The sequence below is a fragment of the Streptomyces sp. N50 genome (genome assembly GCF_033335955.1).
Lineage (GTDB): Bacteria > Actinomycetota > Actinomycetes > Streptomycetales > Streptomycetaceae > Streptomyces.
Genome location: NZ_CP137549.1, coordinates 4,797,770 through 4,812,957, shown reverse-complemented (window position 1 = coordinate 4,812,957; position 15,188 = coordinate 4,797,770). Strand labels below are relative to the sequence as shown.

Annotated in this window: 14 protein-coding genes; 7 read left to right on the top strand and 7 right to left on the bottom strand. The window is 65.9% G+C overall.

Translation table 11 applies throughout. From position 1 onward, the window contains the following. Positions 1–166 precede the first annotated feature (166 nt). The 4 genes from R2B38_RS21420 to R2B38_RS21405 all read right to left on the bottom strand — a co-directional run bounded on the left by R2B38_RS21420 (position 167) and on the right by R2B38_RS21405 (position 4,931). The gene (locus R2B38_RS21420; RefSeq protein ID WP_318021758.1) at positions 167–850 is read right to left on the bottom strand and encodes a hypothetical protein; all 684 of its coding nucleotides are present in this window, start codon (positions 848–850) and stop codon (positions 167–169) included. Between the two features lie 117 nt (positions 851–967). Next, positions 968–2,443 carry an RNA-directed DNA polymerase gene (locus tag R2B38_RS21415; protein WP_318017677.1) on the bottom strand — a complete coding sequence of 492 codons (1,476 nt, stop codon included), beginning with the start codon at positions 2,441–2,443 and terminating at the stop codon, positions 968–970. Between the two features lie 783 nt (positions 2,444–3,226). Then, entirely contained in the window at positions 3,227–4,339 is a 1,113-nt protein-coding gene (locus R2B38_RS21410; protein ID WP_318017676.1) for a DUF262 domain-containing protein, read from the bottom strand. Next, a complete protein-coding gene (locus R2B38_RS21405) occupies positions 4,332–4,931 on the bottom strand; it encodes a hypothetical protein (RefSeq protein WP_318017675.1) in 600 nt (199 codons plus the stop codon). The genes R2B38_RS21410 and R2B38_RS21405 overlap by 8 nt, the downstream gene beginning before the upstream one ends. A 652-nt stretch (positions 4,932–5,583) precedes the next feature. Between R2B38_RS21405 and R2B38_RS21400 the strand changes: the two genes are divergently transcribed. Continuing rightward, positions 5,584–5,922, top strand: a complete 339-nt coding sequence (locus tag R2B38_RS21400; RefSeq protein ID WP_318017674.1) for a hypothetical protein — start codon at positions 5,584–5,586, stop codon at positions 5,920–5,922. A gap of 186 nt (positions 5,923–6,108) precedes the next feature. On the opposite strand, the gene R2B38_RS21395 is transcribed toward R2B38_RS21400, so the two are convergent. After that, positions 6,109–6,462 carry a hypothetical protein gene (locus tag R2B38_RS21395; protein ID WP_318017673.1) on the bottom strand — a complete coding sequence of 118 codons (354 nt, stop codon included), beginning with the start codon at positions 6,460–6,462 and terminating at the stop codon, positions 6,109–6,111. Positions 6,463–6,876: 414 nt separating this feature from the next. On the opposite strand from R2B38_RS21395, the gene R2B38_RS21390 reads away from it, so the two are divergent. The 6 genes from R2B38_RS21390 (at position 6,877) to R2B38_RS21365 (ending at position 13,889) form a co-directional block, all read left to right on the top strand. After that, positions 6,877–9,075 carry a protein kinase domain-containing protein gene (locus R2B38_RS21390; protein WP_318017672.1) on the top strand — a complete coding sequence of 733 codons (2,199 nt, stop codon included), beginning with the start codon at positions 6,877–6,879 and terminating at the stop codon, positions 9,073–9,075. 480 nt (positions 9,076–9,555) lie between these two features. Further along, complete coding sequence (locus R2B38_RS21385; RefSeq protein WP_318017671.1) at positions 9,556–10,116, top strand: RNA polymerase sigma factor; 561 nt, start codon at positions 9,556–9,558, stop codon at positions 10,114–10,116. A gap of 8 nt (positions 10,117–10,124) precedes the next feature. Continuing rightward, complete coding sequence (locus R2B38_RS21380; RefSeq protein WP_318021757.1) at positions 10,125–10,973, top strand: zf-HC2 domain-containing protein; 849 nt, start codon at positions 10,125–10,127, stop codon at positions 10,971–10,973. Positions 10,974–11,029: 56 nt separating this feature from the next. Next, positions 11,030–11,839, top strand: coding sequence for an ABC transporter ATP-binding protein (locus tag R2B38_RS21375; protein WP_318017670.1), 810 nt, complete (start codon positions 11,030–11,032; stop codon positions 11,837–11,839). Continuing rightward, on the top strand, positions 11,836–13,290 hold the full coding sequence (locus R2B38_RS21370) for a hypothetical protein (protein WP_318017669.1): 1,455 nt from the start codon (positions 11,836–11,838) through the stop codon (positions 13,288–13,290). The genes R2B38_RS21375 and R2B38_RS21370 overlap by 4 nt, the downstream gene beginning before the upstream one ends. Positions 13,291–13,337: 47 nt before the next feature. Then, entirely contained in the window at positions 13,338–13,889 is a 552-nt protein-coding gene (locus tag R2B38_RS21365; protein ID WP_318017668.1) for a hypothetical protein, read from the top strand. Positions 13,890–13,902: 13 nt separating this feature from the next. Here R2B38_RS21365 and R2B38_RS21360 read toward each other — a convergent pair whose 3' ends face one another. Next, complete coding sequence (locus R2B38_RS21360) at positions 13,903–14,610, bottom strand: hypothetical protein (protein ID WP_318017667.1); 708 nt, start codon at positions 14,608–14,610, stop codon at positions 13,903–13,905. Continuing rightward, entirely contained in the window at positions 14,603–15,115 is a 513-nt protein-coding gene (locus R2B38_RS21355) for a SigE family RNA polymerase sigma factor (RefSeq protein WP_318017666.1), read from the bottom strand. The genes R2B38_RS21360 and R2B38_RS21355 overlap by 8 nt, the downstream gene beginning before the upstream one ends. Positions 15,116–15,188: the final 73 nt, after the last annotated feature.

Below are 15,188 nucleotides of genomic sequence, written 5' to 3'. Positions count from 1 at the left end.
AGGCGGCTCGCTCCGCTCCCCGCGCGCGGCCCGGCCCCCGGCCGGGCCTGCGCTCCTGTCTCCGCCCCGCTCCAGCCCGGCCGACGCCCGTACCGCGCTCTATGCGTTCAGTCGTCTGATGCCAGAGAGGAGTGCATCGCGACTGGAACGATCAGCTGCTCGTGAGTCAAAGGAGGCGTTGTGCATGCTCCGCAACCTCAACGCTATGGGGCTGCCCAGGAGTAGCACCTCGCCGCTGAATCTGTGAGGGTGTCACCCACACTAGGTCTGGATTCCCTGCCTGCATTACCTGGCGCAAGGCACTAGCTTGCTCTGGACTGGGAACTAGCTCATAAATGTCCGCGACCAGGATCTCAAGCGAATCAGCCCAAGGGCTATATCTGATCTTATCCACATCTCGCCGGACATAATTATGCATAATGTGCGGAAACTTGCCTGCGGGCAAAATTCCAGAAGCAAGCAATTCTTCTTGAAATTCGCGCCACGGGGAGTCTTCTCGACCTTCACGGGAATCAAACCACCGGAAGAACTGCACAATCCTACCCCCCGGAACTCGAACTCGAATATCACCGTCACTATTCGGATCAACCGGGATAAGATCGTCCCCAACGACGCCCATCGCCGACAGTGCCGCACTTCCTTGTTGGGATACCTTATGCACGCCACCCACCGGCTGAAACTGATTCGGGAACCGTGAACCTCGAATCAGGAGGAATTTTCCGTCTATCACGATTCGAAAGAGATAAGACGTGGATACCCTGATCGACCGATTTCGGTATCGGAGAGAATACCAGAGGTGCCTAAGTCGCTCCCAGTTCTGCCCCACCTCGTCCACGACCGGAATGAGCATTCCAACACTGAAGCCAGCCGTCATGTTAACGATCGTAGAGTTTGAGATAAAAAAGCTAGCGACTCCCGATGCTAGTGCCAGCGCTACGTAGATCAAAAGTCTGACCATTTTTCACTCCTAGCGAGGCAATGGTACGTAGGGGTCCTTCAGTAGATATCGACTCACCCACGAGAGATGCGAGTCCGATGACGCAAGGCTTCTTAGCAGCACCCGGGAAACAGACCTGGCCTCGTACATTGCGACCAACAATGCTCGCCGGACATTGACATTTTCCTCGTCCTCGTACTGTCGCCGCAATAACTGCCCATCAGCAACGGTACTATTTCGCCCTAAATATCTGGCAGCGAACTCCCGCGGAAGATTTGATTTATTTTTATTTTCGAGAATTGCCCAAGCCATATCTCTAATAGTCGGGGAATGAACGCGCTGGCGAGTCGCTGCCTGCAGTATGCGCTGCTCAAGATGGTCGTATTTATGGTCGGCAACCAGCTGCATGCTCGAGATAAAAGCTCGGCCTGTCGCTGGCCTCCTATCAGGAAAACATTCGAGATACTGCAGAAGCTGACTGGATAGATGATGACTGTCCTTCAGGTTTCGAAGCACCCACGGCAGCGCCCGGTCATCCCTCAGACGCCCCATGCGGAAAAGAGCAAACTTCACATCTCGATCCCGCTGGATCCCTTCTATTGCTTCCGTGAAGAGCTTGTAGAGGCGTTCTCCAGCGTTCGGTTCACCTATTTTTATGCCATAGTTGATCGCATCTTTTTCTAAATCCTCAAGCTGTGTTATCGATTCACGGTGATCATATATTCTGGTCTTTGCGCCGGACATGGAAAGACGTCTAGAACGGAGAATGGAGTTTATCTCAAGAAGGGCATTACGCAAAGATTCCCTATCCGTGTCAAAGATCATCATGTCATCCGAGTACCGCAGATATCTGAAGCCTGCACGGTGCACAAATTCATCGACTGGCAGTAGGTAAATGTTCGCTAGAATTCCTGAGGCATCGGGTCCTTGCGGTATACCCCACGCATGACTCGACTGCTGAAACATTCTCAGATATCGAAGCAACCTCTCCGTTATTTGCGGACTCGCTCCAACAGCTTGAATATCGATGGCCAGGGTGCTTATGTCGATATGTTCATAGAACGAAACAACGTCCGTTCGGGCAAGTTGATAATGGTTATCGCTTATGATTTCGACGCCCCGCTTCTGCATGGACACCCATGAATTGACGGGGCTCCAGAAATCTTCGCCATCACTCCCCCATCGGGCACTGAACACACTTTCGCGCAACTGGCTTTCGATCAGACTGGCGATAGCGAATACCAAGGTGTCGTATACGAGGCGGTCATGAACGGTAAGGCGCGCGATAGGCCGAACGGCAAAGGGGTTCTTCGGGGCATCAATGATCTCGACGTAATCGGGACCAACCTGCCCACTCTTGAGGCTGGCTTGTACCTGTGCTCGGAACTCCGGCCATGAAGAATTTATGTCGGCCAGGTTTATTACGTCTGGAATTTCCGATTGCCCGCGGCCCCTGTAGAGGCGCGCCCAGGCTTTGTCAAGGTGAGGGACAACCGAACGGGCCATTACGCTCTTTCTACCCCCGTCTTACGACCCCGAGGTCTCATCCTCAGCGGGATCCAGCCGCACAGCCCTCCAGACTAGGCCACGTTGCCACCGAACTGGTAGCCGCTGCACCCAACAGACCATCGCCTTGGGCCAGCTAACATGCAGCCAGGCATCCGTCGACAGCTGCATCTCCTGGTACGCGCTCAGGCGCCGATGAGCCCGTGAAGCGAAGTGCGTGGACGAAGGCTTACTCATGTGGCCCCGAGGGTCATACATAACCTTCCGCTGCTCGCCCGCCGGCGAGGCCGCCCCGACGGACGCCACCAGCAGCGTGGCTGAGGCTTGGTGGTGGCTGCTCTGGCATACGCGCGCCTGATCGGTTGACGCACCCTCCAACGTGGCTGGCTGTCGTCGGCTAAGGCTCGAACACCTGCGGGAAAGGCATGCCATTCGCGGGTTAGAGCATGCGAGCGGGAACTACGGCTAACAGGGGCCAAGGGTGCGACACTGCTTCGCCGCAAGTCAGTGCGCCAACCATCGCGAGAAGTCCCGCCTTCGCCAGCCTCATGGCTCCGCTGGTTGGGCAAGTCGTACTTCCTCGCTCGCCATCGGCGGTGATACTTGTCGTGAGGTGCACCGCCTAACCAAGCGCGAAATCAACCAACTTCCTGACCCAGCGACTCGCATCGGAACCTACGTGCACTGTTCAAGGAGACTGGTTCTGACGACTTGGTGTAGGGACCACAAGCTGTCGAGGGCCCTGGGAGCTCAGATCGAAGTGGGGGACTCAAAGAAAAGCGCTCAGCTCTTGAGCTTCTTTGAGATAATCAACGTCAACTGCCGAGAGCGAACTCTGCGTGATCCTAGGTCGGACGAGTTCCGGATACCTGAAGTGTACTCTTCGACGATCTCCTTGACATCCTCAACTGTCATGTCGACCATAGCTGCAAGAGACGCCAAGAGGCTGGCAGTTTCTTCGTCTTCGTTATTGCGCTTCCTAACCGAGACGGCGCGCTGGAACAGGTCAAGAAGGTCTCGAATCTGCGCTCTCTGGTCCGCGCTCGTGTTGCCTAGCTCCTTTCGCATCTCCCAGAATGAATGCAGCAGCGTGAACATGTCGACGATGTTCGACCACCTGGTTCGGCCAACCCACTTAACGGTGTCGCTGAGGATCGTCAGCAGTTCGATAAATTCCGCCGAGCGGTCCTGATATTCCTCGAAATCTGCGGAGATCTTGTCATAGCGTTCGTTGAGTTCGGCCTTTTTATTAGAAAGCCCGAAGATGCACGTGCTGAATACCTCGGCATAAAACTCCAGATCACCACCTCGTTTACGTCGCTCACCGCTGAAGATGCCAGACTTTGTGCTAATCTGGTGAGCTGCGCAGTCTTTGAGGAAATCATTAAACGGTCCAGGGAGCAAGGCATTTCGGAGCTCCTGTTCCGTTAGTACCATGTTGACCCTGTTGACGCGAGCGAAAACTGCGCGCACAAACTCGTCGGCCAGATTGGACAAGCGCCGGATCGGGAAACGGTATTGGAAAAATTCTTGACGCACGGCATCGGGCAGCTCCTTGAATAGCTTTCCCTCGAACTTCTCACGTAGGGCCTCGTCCTCCAGCCCCTCCAGTGGAAACTTGTTGTTCAGAAACTCAAGCAAGGAGGTGAGGCGCTGCTGACCGTCCACAACGGACGCGGTCTGTTCCCCTTCCGGCGATGTCTCATACGAGAGGTAGATCTCCGGGATCGGATACCCGAGCAGGATAGTCTCCATCAAGGACACCTTGGCACGTTCGGGCCAGACAGCCTGGCGCTGGTATTCAGGCTGGAGAATCAGCTCGCCGGACTTGTCCAGCGACCGAAACTCTGCCACCGTTTTCGACTCGATCTCAAACTTGAGTCCGTGATCAGCCATGGTCCACGCCCTCCTCGATCGCGCGATCGCGCGCGATTTTTACATTTTTCACCTGATAGCTTCTGAGTGACCCATGGTTGCGGTACAACCGATAATTGACCTCACAGTTCCTGAAGGCGACACCGAGATCCTGAACGAAGAGGTCTCTCGACCGTGACCAATGCTCGCCGAAGGACAGCCGCGGCAGCACAATATCGAGGGCGATGCACTCCTCGAAAACCAGCTTCCGCAGGTCGTCCTTATCGTCGGAGAAAAGCTCGTCTTCAATTATCTCTCGGAGCTCAGCCCATGCCTTTTCGAACAGCTCTGGCGAGACCACCGCGATGTCCAAGTCCGAGCCTCCGTGAAACTTCCTGTACCTCTTCTTCGGGTTCATGGAATATCCCAGACGAGCGCTGCCGACCAACTGAACGGCGATCGGGTCCACGCCTAGCTCGGTTGCAACCAAATGTCGCCATTTAATATAGCTGAGTTCATGAGGCCACACCGCGGGTGTTCCTTCGAACAGTCTGGCGGTCACAAAGTAGTCAACTTCCTGCCCCAGAGAGCTGAACTCCTTCCAGAATTCAGGTAGCCCTGAAACATCTTCCATCGTGTCCCCTTGGCGAGCGTCGAACTAAGCATGCACGTGCTGCAACCGCTACATCTGCGCCGCATTGGATTACGAGCAATGAAACCGGAACCATCACCTCGGTCGCGCGGTCACCGTGCAATCCCCCAGGCAATCGCGCGAAATTCTAGCGCGTTTCAAGGCTCTTAGGGTCCTTGCGCGCCAGGGAGCCCGCGGAGGGAGCGGCAACCTAGGTGCGCCACGAATGACTCGTGCCAGACGCGTGCCAGATCGTGCGGGGAACCACGGGGAACAGCGGGGAGCCCGTCCACCATCCACCGAGCGTCTACGTCCCTCCGCCGCAGCTCAGGATTGAAGCCAGCCCTAGATGCCCTTAGCTTCCCAAGCTCAGGTCACAGATACCCATCTGTGGAAAGTAGATCTTGCATGAGGTCATATGCTCAGCCGACTTCCACATCTGCTTCGGGAGTAAGCCGTGCATCGCTTCGTGATAGTCGTGCTGGTGGCTGGCATCTGCACAGCAGGCTGCTCGCCAACACCCGCGTCCCAGGCATCAACTACCGAGACAACTGCGCCGTCAGTCAGCAGCGCCGCGCCCCCGCCCCCCACCGTCCCAGCGTGCGCGGCATCTGCCCAGGCCGACGAAGCGTTGTCCAAGTCTGGTGACCTCTTGGTGACCGCGGCGTCCCTGAGTGACGAAACCCTGACGGCAGCGGCAAAGATCGTGAAGCAGGCTCAAGGCCTGGAAAGCGTCTCTGAGGCAGTATGCGGACTTGAGACCGGCAGTAGCAGGAAGCCGAACAGGGAGACCACGTGCCAGGCGGCCAAAGAGTTGGACCGCGACGGTGGCTTGAGAGCACAGACAGAAGCGGAGAGCGCAGCGGATGCGGCGGATCTGGCTCTGGCCGATGACATTGCCACGTTCAAAGAGCAGTTGGACGCCGTCGCCAGCCCAGCGAGCGCCGGCACCATCGCTCTGCTCAGCGAGTACTGCGACGATCTCTCCTCATAGAGGAAGCCACGGTGATTTGGCTCAGGCCGTCTCAGTTTCCGTCTCGTTCAGCCCCGTTCACGGTGGTTCAGGCGAGACCCGGAGCTGTCCCCACGCCAGTGGCCAACCGCCGATGAACCCAGGTGAACGCCCGCGTACGAGCGCCAACGCCCCACCACCACAGTTGGAAAGCGTGTTGGCGGCAGATCAGGTCTCTCCGTCGCTCGGGTACGCCCATGATCGGATCTCCCACGGAGTTTCACCGCTCGATCGTTCAGCAACGTGCCCCGGCGGCATGTCGGCCAGTTCGATGAGGGACGGGTCCTGAGTCAGAACGTGGTCCATGTGCGCCACGATCGAGGCGCCGTCCGCATTTGGATCGTGGAGACCGTCGCACAGAAGCCAGTCGTCCTCATCGTCATGGATCACCGTCAGGGCCGGAAACTCCGCGTCCACGACAGTGCGTTGCACCACTGCCAGTAGCCCCGCGGGAAAGACGCCAGCGGGGAACGGCCAAGTGATGTCCGGTTGCATCGATCCCATGCCCGCATCTTCGTCCACGACTGAAGGCCCGCCATACCCTGGGGTGCCTGACTCGTTACGCCACGAGGGCGCCTTCGCTGACCGAGCGCCGCACCACAACCGCACCAGATCCAGCGGGGAGCAGCGGGGAGCAGCGGGGAGCAGCGGGGAACCACGGTGAAAGCAGCCGAGCCCGACGAAGCCGCACCCGAACCGTTCGCCCAGGTCAACCCCAGAACCGCCCCCAAACGCCCACAGCTTCCCAAGCTGAGCGTGCGAGTTCGATTCTCGTCACCCGCTCCAGAATCCGCCCCCAGGTCCATGGCCTGGGGGTTGTTCGTTGTCCAGGCCGATTCGGGGCCGGTGCTCGTCCGGACGGAGGAACCGGGGCGCGGCTCAGGCCCTACTCTGATCCCCGGTAGGCAGGCAGGCGCTGGGAAGGGTTGATCGGCGATGACGCCCCTGAACACCGGGGACCCGGAGTCCATAGGCGGCTACACCCTTCTCGGTCGGCTCGGGGCGGGCGGCATGGGGGTCGTCTATCTGGGAGTCTCCCCGTCGGGACGGCAGGTCGCGGTCAAGCTCGTGCGCGGGCCGTATGCCCAGGAGGAGGAGTTCCGGACGCGCTTCCGGCAGGAGATCGAGGCGGCGCGCAGAGTGAGCGGCGCCTTCACCGCGCCGGTCGTGGACGCCGACCCGGACGCCGACCAGCCGTGGATGGCGACGCTGTACGTGCCGGCGCCCAACCTCGCCGAAGTCGTGCAGAAGGACGGCCCGTTGAGCCTGCGGGAACTGCGCGCGCTGGGGCTGGGGCTCACCGAGGCGCTGCGCGACATCCGGCGGGCGGGCCTGGTGCACCGGGACCTCAAACCGGGCAACGTCCTGATGACCGAGGACGGGCCGCGCGTCATCGACTTCGGCATATCGCGGGCCTCCGGCCACCAGAGCCTCACCACGACCGGGCGGATGATCGGCACCCCGCCCTTCATGTCGCCGGAGCAGGTGTCCTCTCCCCGGGACGTCACCCCGGCCTCGGACGTGTTCTCGCTGGGGTCGCTGCTGGTGTTCGCGGCCGTCGGCACGGGACCGTTCGACGCCGACAGCCCGTACATAACGGGGTATCAGGTGGTGTTCGGGACCCCGGACCTCGGCGGCGTGCCCGAAGCGCTCCTCGGCATCGTCGAGCGCTGCCTGGACAAGGACCCGGCCGCACGGCCGGAACTGACGGACATCCACCGCATGCTCCGGGCCCTGCCGGAATCCGACACCATCGGGTCCCCGAAGACCCGGCAGTCCGCGAAACCCCTGCGCGGCCCGGCCTCTCCGAGCTCGGCTGCCACCCCCGCGGGCGCCACCCCCGCAGCCGCCACCCCCGCGGGCGCCACGACCGACACCGGTACCGGTAGGCGACGCCGGATCCGGACGCTGCTCACCGGCCTCGGCGCGGTGCTGGCCGTCACGGGGCTGTGTGTCGGAGTGGGTGTCTTCGTGTCCGGTTCGGACAGCACCGCCACCGCCACCGCCAACACCTCCACCTCCACCTCCACGGCCACCACCCGGGCCGCGTCCCTGCCCGCCGGCTGGCGGCCGTGGCAGACGTCGTTGCGGTACGCCGTGAAAGGCATCCCCCTCGAGTACAACGGTCCCGGATGCGTGGCGGAGGGAAGCGCCCTGTTCTGCGGCGGTACGGGTTTCACGGCCGCCAGGATCGACGCGGCCTCGGGCCGTATCCAGTGGCGGACCGGCACCCGCCCCCAGGGGGCGCAGCCGATCGGCGTCCGCGACGGGCTGGTCTATGTGTACGAGGATCCGGACGACAGCACCAGGCGCGTGGTGGCCGTCGACGCCACGACCGGGCAGCGGCGGTGGCAGCGCGACATCAACAAGTCCGAGGACGCGGTCCTGTACGACGGCGGACTGCTGACCATGTCTCCCGACTACGCGTCGTTCGTGGCCTACGGTCCTTCCGGCAAGGAGCTGTGGCAGGCGCCCTCGCTGGACGAGTACTGCACTCCGTCGGCGCTGGGAGGCGCCCCCTACGCCCTGTGCTCGCAGGGCAACGAGCCCGGCCAGGCCCCGGTCGAGTTGATGAAGCTCGGGCCCGACAGCCTCGCCGGGACGGCCACGCTGCCCCAGAAGGCGGAAGCGCTCGGCGCCGTCGGCGGGCAGCCCCTGTTCCTCGCCCCCCAGACCGCGAAGGACGTGTACGAATCCGGGTACGAACGGCCGTACAACGCACTGCTGTTGGTGGCCTCGGGAACCGGACAGGTCCGACGGATACCGCTGGCGCGTCCGCTGACCGGCGCGGCCACCCTCGTGGACGGCGTCGTCTACTTCGTGCGGTCCGACGGGACGGTCACCGCGGTGTCGGCGGACAACGGCAAGCAGCTCTGGCAGAAGGCGACGGACGTGGAGAGTCTGTCCGCGCCCGCGGTGTCGGCGACGTACAAGCGCGTCTATTTCGCCAACCGCTTCGGCCGCCTGCTGGCGCTGGACAGCCGTACGGGAGCGGAGGTCTGGCGCACCTCGGCGCTGGACGATCCCGGGGACAAGGTGCAGAGCTATCCGCCGCGCGTGCTGCTCGTCAAGGACGCGATCGTGGCGACGGCCGGGGACACGGCCTTCTCCCGGAGCCCGGCCGGGCCCGACTGACCGGCCGGACTGAGCAGCCCGACTGAGCAGCCCGACTGACCAGCCCGACTGACCAGCCCGACTGACCGGCCGGCGCTGCAATCTCGGCGCGCGCCGCCGCCATCGGCCGGTGGTGTCGCGGGCGGTCAGGTCAGGTCGGGGCGGCCCTCCCCGGTCAGGTCGCCCGGCGAGGTCAGCACGCCGTAGGCGTGGAAACCGGTGCCGGGCCGGACGTGCGCGGACGTCGGAGCGGTCGCCGGCGCCGGTCACCCGGCGGGTCGGCGCTTCCCTGCCACCGCGCGGGCGGCGACCGCGCCCCGACCGTCCGTGCGAGCGCCGTGCCCGGTCCCCGGTGTCGCCCCGGCGAGTTGATCGCCCCGGCCTGGTTGCCCGCGACACCACCCGGGCGAAGCCGACGGCACACAGAGCAGCGCCCCTGATTGTGTGACGCGGCTCACACCGAGGGGAAAACCGGTGGCCCCCGCCCCGCGTCTAGCCGGTGTGAGATCAGTCAGGAAGGCACCCGGCGAGCTGGACGAGGAGCGTCTCGTGCGGCTGGTGGCGCGGGGCGACCGTGCGGCGTTCGACGAGCTGTACCGGCGTACCGCGCCGTGGATGGCGGTGCGGCTGCGCCGGCGCTGTGCCGACGAGCAGATCGTCGCCGAGGTGATGCAGGAGACGTATCTGGCGGTGTGGCGGGCGGCGGGGGCGTTCGCGGGGGCCTCGGTGGGCGGTACGGCCGTCGGGTGGCTGTGGACGATCGCGGCGCGGCGGCTCGTCGACGCCTTCCGGCGGCGGGCCCATCACGCCGAGCCGCCGCCGGCCGCCGCGTCCGTCGGCGCCGCGCCCGGCGCCGAGGAGGAGGTGCTCGCGGCGACCGTCGGCGGGGACGTCGGGGACGCGCTGCGGACCCTCGCGCCGGAACTCCGGCAAGTACTGCAGGCGTTGGTGCTCGACGGGCTGTCCGTCCGGGAGACCTCCGTCCTGCTCGGGCTGCCCGAGGGCACGGTCAAGACCCGTGCGCGCCGGGCCCGGATCGCGATGCGGAGGGCGCTGACATGAGGGCCGGCATGGGCGTGGAGCACGCTTCCGCGCGGATCATCGACAGGTACGCGCGCGGACTCGGCGGCGGTGACGACCTCACCGCCGATGAACTGTGGGCCGTAGAAGCCCATTTGGAGATGTGTCGGGTGTGCCGGGACCGGCTCGCGGCGGTCGTCGCCTCGGATGTGCCGGAGGTCGCGGCGCTCGTCGGGAGTGTGCGGGACGGGCTGGAGCCTCGGCTGGATGTGCCGGTGGCGCGGCGGCGGTATCGGCCGGTGCGGGTGTCGAGTTGGCTGACGCCGACGATGGTGCCGTGGGTGGGGATGGTCGTGAGCGTCACTCTGCTCGCGCTGCTGCTCGATCTGGTCGGGGGCGGCTACGGGTTCGGGGTCGGGGCCGGCCGGGTGTCGGTGGTGTTGCTGCTCGCGCCGGTGCTGCCGGTGCTCGGTGTCGCGGCGTCGTGGTCCCAAGGGCTCGATCCCGCCTACGAGTTGACGGCGTCGGTGCCCAGGGCCGGGCTCCAACTGGTGTTGCGGCGTACGGCTTCCGTGCTCGCGGTCGTCGTTCCGGCGCTGCTGGTGGGGGGTTGGGCCACCGGGGTGCCGGGGGTGACGGCCGTGCAGTGGCTGCTGCCCTGTCTGGCCTTCACGTCCACGACCCTGGCGCTCGGCGGTGTCGTCGGGGTGACCCGTGCCGCCGTCGCGGTCGTGGCCGTGTGGGCCGCCGTGGTTCTGACGCCGACCGTGGCCGCCGACCGGACGACCTTCGCGCTGCAGGCGGGCGGGCTGCCGGTGTGGGGGCTGGTTCTCGCACTCGGCGTCGGGGTCGTGTTCGTCCGCCGGGGCGCGTACTCCGTGCTGGGAGCCCATCGGTGACCGGCGGGAGATCGACAACAAGAGCCGTGGAGAACCCAGTTGGAAAGGACCATCACATGATGCCCGCAGTGAGCGCGGCCGACCTCGCGCCGACGCCCTACGCCTGGGAGATCCGGGCCGCCGGGCTGAAGGTCAGGGCCGGCCGGAAGCGGATGGCCGTCGACGGGCTGGACCTGTCGTTGGGGACCGGGGTGCACGGGCTGCTCGGGCCCAACGGGGCCGGAAAGACCACTCTCATACGGGCGTTGGCCACCGTGCTGCGGCCCGCCGAGGGGACGTTGGAGCTGCTCGGGGAGTCCGCGGGCGGGGTGGGTGAGCATCGGGCGCTGCGGCGGCGGATCGGGTATCTGCCGCAGGAGTTCGGGTACTACAAGCGGTTCACCGTGCGGGAATTCGTGGAGTACATGGCCTGGTTGAAGGAAGTGCCGAAGGCGGAGATCCCCGGTGCGGTGCAACGGGCCGTGGAACGCGTGGGGTTGGCCGACCGGGCCGAGGAGCGGATGAAGGCGCTGTCCGGTGGGATGGTGCGCCGGGTCGGGATCGCGCAGGCCATCGTCAACGATCCGGCGATCCTGCTGCTCGACGAGCCCACGGCCGGGCTGGATCCGGCCCAACGGCTGCGGTTCCGGGGGCTGTTGCAGGAGTTGGGCGCGGACACGTGTGTGGTCGTGTCGACCCATCTGGTCGAGGATGTCGCCGCCGCCTGCGGTGATGTGGTGCTCTTCGCCGAGGGGCGGCTGGTCTTCCAGGGCACCCCGGACGAGCTGGCCGCGGCGGGTGGTCCCGAGCATGTGGGCGACAGCCCGCTGGAGCGGGGCTACTCGGCGCTGCTGCTGGACCCCGAGCGGGAGCGGGGCTCCTGGTGAACTACCGCATCCCGCCAGCCGACTTGAACGTCCGCGTCCCGCACATCGACGTCAACTTCCGTGTCCTGCGTACCGAGTTGAGACGCTCCGTCGCCCCCTGGGCCGGCGGTGTGATCCTGGCGAGCGCGCTGGCGTTCCTGTATCTGGTGAACGGCAGCTGGTGGAACGGCACCACGGCGTGGACGGCCCAGTGGACGTCCCTGGCCCTGTGGACCCGGAGCCTGCTGTTCTATCTGTGGCCGCTCGCCGTGGGGTTCGGGGCGTTGCAGGGGCTGCGCGACCGCCGTTCGAGGATGGTGGAGCTGCTGACGAGCACACCGCGTCCGGCCCGGCACCGCGTGGCCGTACCGGCGGGCGCGGCGGCGATCGCACTGGCCTCGGCCTACGCGCTTCTCGTCCTCGTGGGCGGGGTCCAGGTGCTCGCCAACACCGGTTACACGCACGCCGGTTGGCTGCCGATCTCCCTCGTGGGAGCGCTGTTCCTCGTCGCGGGGGCCGTGCTGGGCATGGGCGTCGGACGGGCCCTGCCGTCCGCGCTCACCCCGCCCCTGCTGGCCATGAGCGCCTTCGCGTTCACCGCCCTCATGCACATGTCGCTCGGCCGTACGGCGACGACCGAACCGGCGACGGGTTTCACGACCACGGAACCGAACCGCCTCTCCCTGCTGTCACCCGAGGTCGACGAGGTCCACAGCGCCCTCGTCACGCTCTCCGCCTCCGTCCACGTCGGGCAGACGATCTGGGTCCTCGGCATGGCCGCGACCGGCTTCGCGCTCCTGGCCGCCGCGACCCGCCGCGCCCGGCTGATCGCCCTCGCCCCCGTCCTCGCGGGCGCGCTCCTCGCCCTGCTCGTCCTCCCCTCCGACCCGAGCCGGATGTACGTCGTCGACAAGGCCGCCGCGGAGCTGGTGTGCGACGGGCCGGTGTGCGTGACGAGGACGCACCAGGACCACCTCGCCGCACTGGCCGGTCCCGGCAAGGAAGCGCTACGGCTGCTGCGCGGCGCGCTGGGCGGACGGGCGCCGGTCTCGGTGCGGGAGAACAACGTCGTGCAGGCGTACGGCTCCACGCCGAAGTGGTCCCGTACGGCGGTGCTCTTCGACTTCGACGACGACCTCGTCACGGCGGCGAGGGGCGAGCAGCAGCTGACCTGGGCCCTCCTCGCCAAGAGCCTGGTGCCGGGGTGCACTCCGGTCGGCTGGAGCGGCTTCGGGGGCGACCAGTACGCGCAGACCGTCGCGGTGGGCTGGGTCCTGGGGGAACTGAGGCCGCTGCCCGGCATACCGGCGGCCGGACGGTACGGGGTCGACGCCAAGACCCGCCCGGTGTGGAAGAGGCTCATGGCGCTTCCGCGTGCTGAGCAGGTCGCGCGCATCAACGCCATGCGGGGCGCTGCGCTGGCTTGCAAGGGGGACCCGTTTGACGTGCTGTCGGGCGGGGCGTCCCGGTGACACGGCTACCGGCTAGGTGGCTGACGCTGTACGCACGTTCGCGTCAAGTGCCCGCGTCCTTCGCCGCGTTGGCGATCGGCGCGGCGGCGATGCGGGTGCTTGGCGGGGACGGCGGCCAAGGGGCCGGTGATCCACGGGTGCCCGTGCTCGTCCTCGCCACCGGGGTGATGGCCGCGTCGATCGGGCTCAGCGGGCAGGATCTCGCGCTGGACCGGACGGCCGCGATCCGCTGGGTGCCGCGCAGGGCGGCGCATGTGCTGCTTGGCGGGGCGGTGGTCGCGGCGGTGCTGGTGGCCGTGCAGGGGGTGGGCTCGGGTATGGGGACATCCATGGCCGACGCCGGGTTCGTCGTGCGGGACAGTGCGGGGCTGACGGGGCTTGCCGCGCTGGGTGCGGCGCTCTCGGGCGGGCGGTACGCGTGGACGCTGCCGTTCGGCTGGCTGTCGTTCTCGTTCTTCGCGCCGGCCGGTACGGGTACGGCGATGCGGGTGGCGACCTGGATGCTGTTGCCGGCCGGCGCGGCGGCGGGTACCTGGACTGCCGTGCTTCTGCTGGGAGTCGGCACCGCGGCATACGCGCTCGCGGGGCCGAGGCGGTAGGCGGTAGGCGGTGTCAGGACGTGGCGCCGGTGACCGCGAGGACGCTTCCGATCTTCGCGTCCTCGTAGAACCACTTGGCGTCGGCCGAGTCGAGACCGATCCAGCCGGCGCCGGTGTCCTGCTCGCCGGTGCTCTTCTCCTTGGAGGAGAAGGCGATGCCGACGTAGACCGGTTCGTTGTTGACATCGCGGAGTTCGACCGCGAGCGAGATCGTCGTGGTGTAGGCGACTCCGCCGGTCAGGTCGGTGACGGTCACCACCTTGGTCTCGTGCTTCTTGTAGACGGTCAACGGCCCTGTCGGCTCCGGGCTGTCGGGGAGGCCGGAGGTCATCGGCATGACCCGGCCCCCGACGATCAGGGCGCGCTTGCCGAGGACGACCGTGCCGGTGACGGACGCGCGCGGTACGGGAGTTACCACCTCGGGGGAGGTGACCCGGGGGGAGGTGACCCGAGGAGAGGGGACCCGGGGGGAGGGGACGGGCTCGGCGTGGGTGGCGGCCGGGAGTTGACGTCCGTTCCCGTCCTCCGCGGAGTGCGTGAAACCCACGGTCAGCGCGAAGGCGACAAGGGTGCAGGCCACCGCCCCCGCACCCAGCACGCCCGCCATCCGCCGACGCCCCCGACGCACGGCGCGGCCGCGGACCTCGGCGCCGCTGAGCGCCGGGAAGCTCTCGTTGTCTGCCGCCAACTCGTGCAGAGCGGTGGAGAGTTCGTCAGACACGGCCGCTCTCCTTCCGAACCGACGCGTCCGCCTCGTCGACCGCCAGATGCTTCGCCAGCGCCGCCCGCCCCCGGTACAGCCTGGCCTTGACGGTCCCCACCGGCGCACCCGTGTCGGAGGCTATCTGCTCGACACTCACGTCACACAGATGGTGCAGGACGATCACCATCCGCTGTGCCTTGGGCAGTTGGCGCAGCGCGGCGACAAGTGCCGTGTGATCGGGGTCGGGTCCCGGCACCGCCCCGGGCGGCGGAGTGCGGCGCACCAACTCCAGCCAGCGCCTGGCCCGGCGCCAGCGGCTCACCGCCAGCCGCATGGCGACCGTACGGATCCACGCCTCGGGCGCCTCGTCCGCGAGGAAGTCCCCGCGCCGGTCCCAGGCCCGTACGAACGCCTCCTGGACCACGTCCTGCGCCTCCTCCCTGTCCCCGGTGAACGCCGAGAGCTGACCGGTGAGACGGGGAAACGCGGCCGCGTAGAAGGCGTCGAACTCGTCCTCGGTCATGACCTCACCGGAGTCTTGGAATTCCCGTGCAACCTGACCGCCCTCGCCGTGCGTACAGGTCCCGATGGCCGCG

Excerpts from the sequence above, each read along its gene's own strand:
- R2B38_RS21420 (WP_318021758.1), bottom strand. The coding sequence starts at position 850 with ATGCTCATTCCGGTCGTGGACGAGGTGGGGCAGAACTGGGAGCGACTT.
- R2B38_RS21415 (WP_318017677.1), bottom strand. The coding sequence starts at position 2,443 with ATGGCCCGTTCGGTTGTCCCTCACCTTGACAAAGCCTGGGCGCGCCTC.
- R2B38_RS21410 (WP_318017676.1), bottom strand. The coding sequence starts at position 4,339 with ATGGCTGATCACGGACTCAAGTTTGAGATCGAGTCGAAAACGGTGGCA.
- R2B38_RS21405 (WP_318017675.1), bottom strand. The coding sequence starts at position 4,931 with ATGGAAGATGTTTCAGGGCTACCTGAATTCTGGAAGGAGTTCAGCTCT.
- R2B38_RS21390 (WP_318017672.1), top strand. The coding sequence starts at position 6,877 with ATGACGCCCCTGAACACCGGGGACCCGGAGTCCATAGGCGGCTACACC.
- R2B38_RS21380 (WP_318021757.1), top strand. The coding sequence starts at position 10,125 with ATGGGCGTGGAGCACGCTTCCGCGCGGATCATCGACAGGTACGCGCGC.
- R2B38_RS21375 (WP_318017670.1), top strand. The coding sequence starts at position 11,030 with ATGATGCCCGCAGTGAGCGCGGCCGACCTCGCGCCGACGCCCTACGCC.
- R2B38_RS21355 (WP_318017666.1), bottom strand. The coding sequence starts at position 15,115 with ATGACCGAGGACGAGTTCGACGCCTTCTACGCGGCCGCGTTTCCCCGT.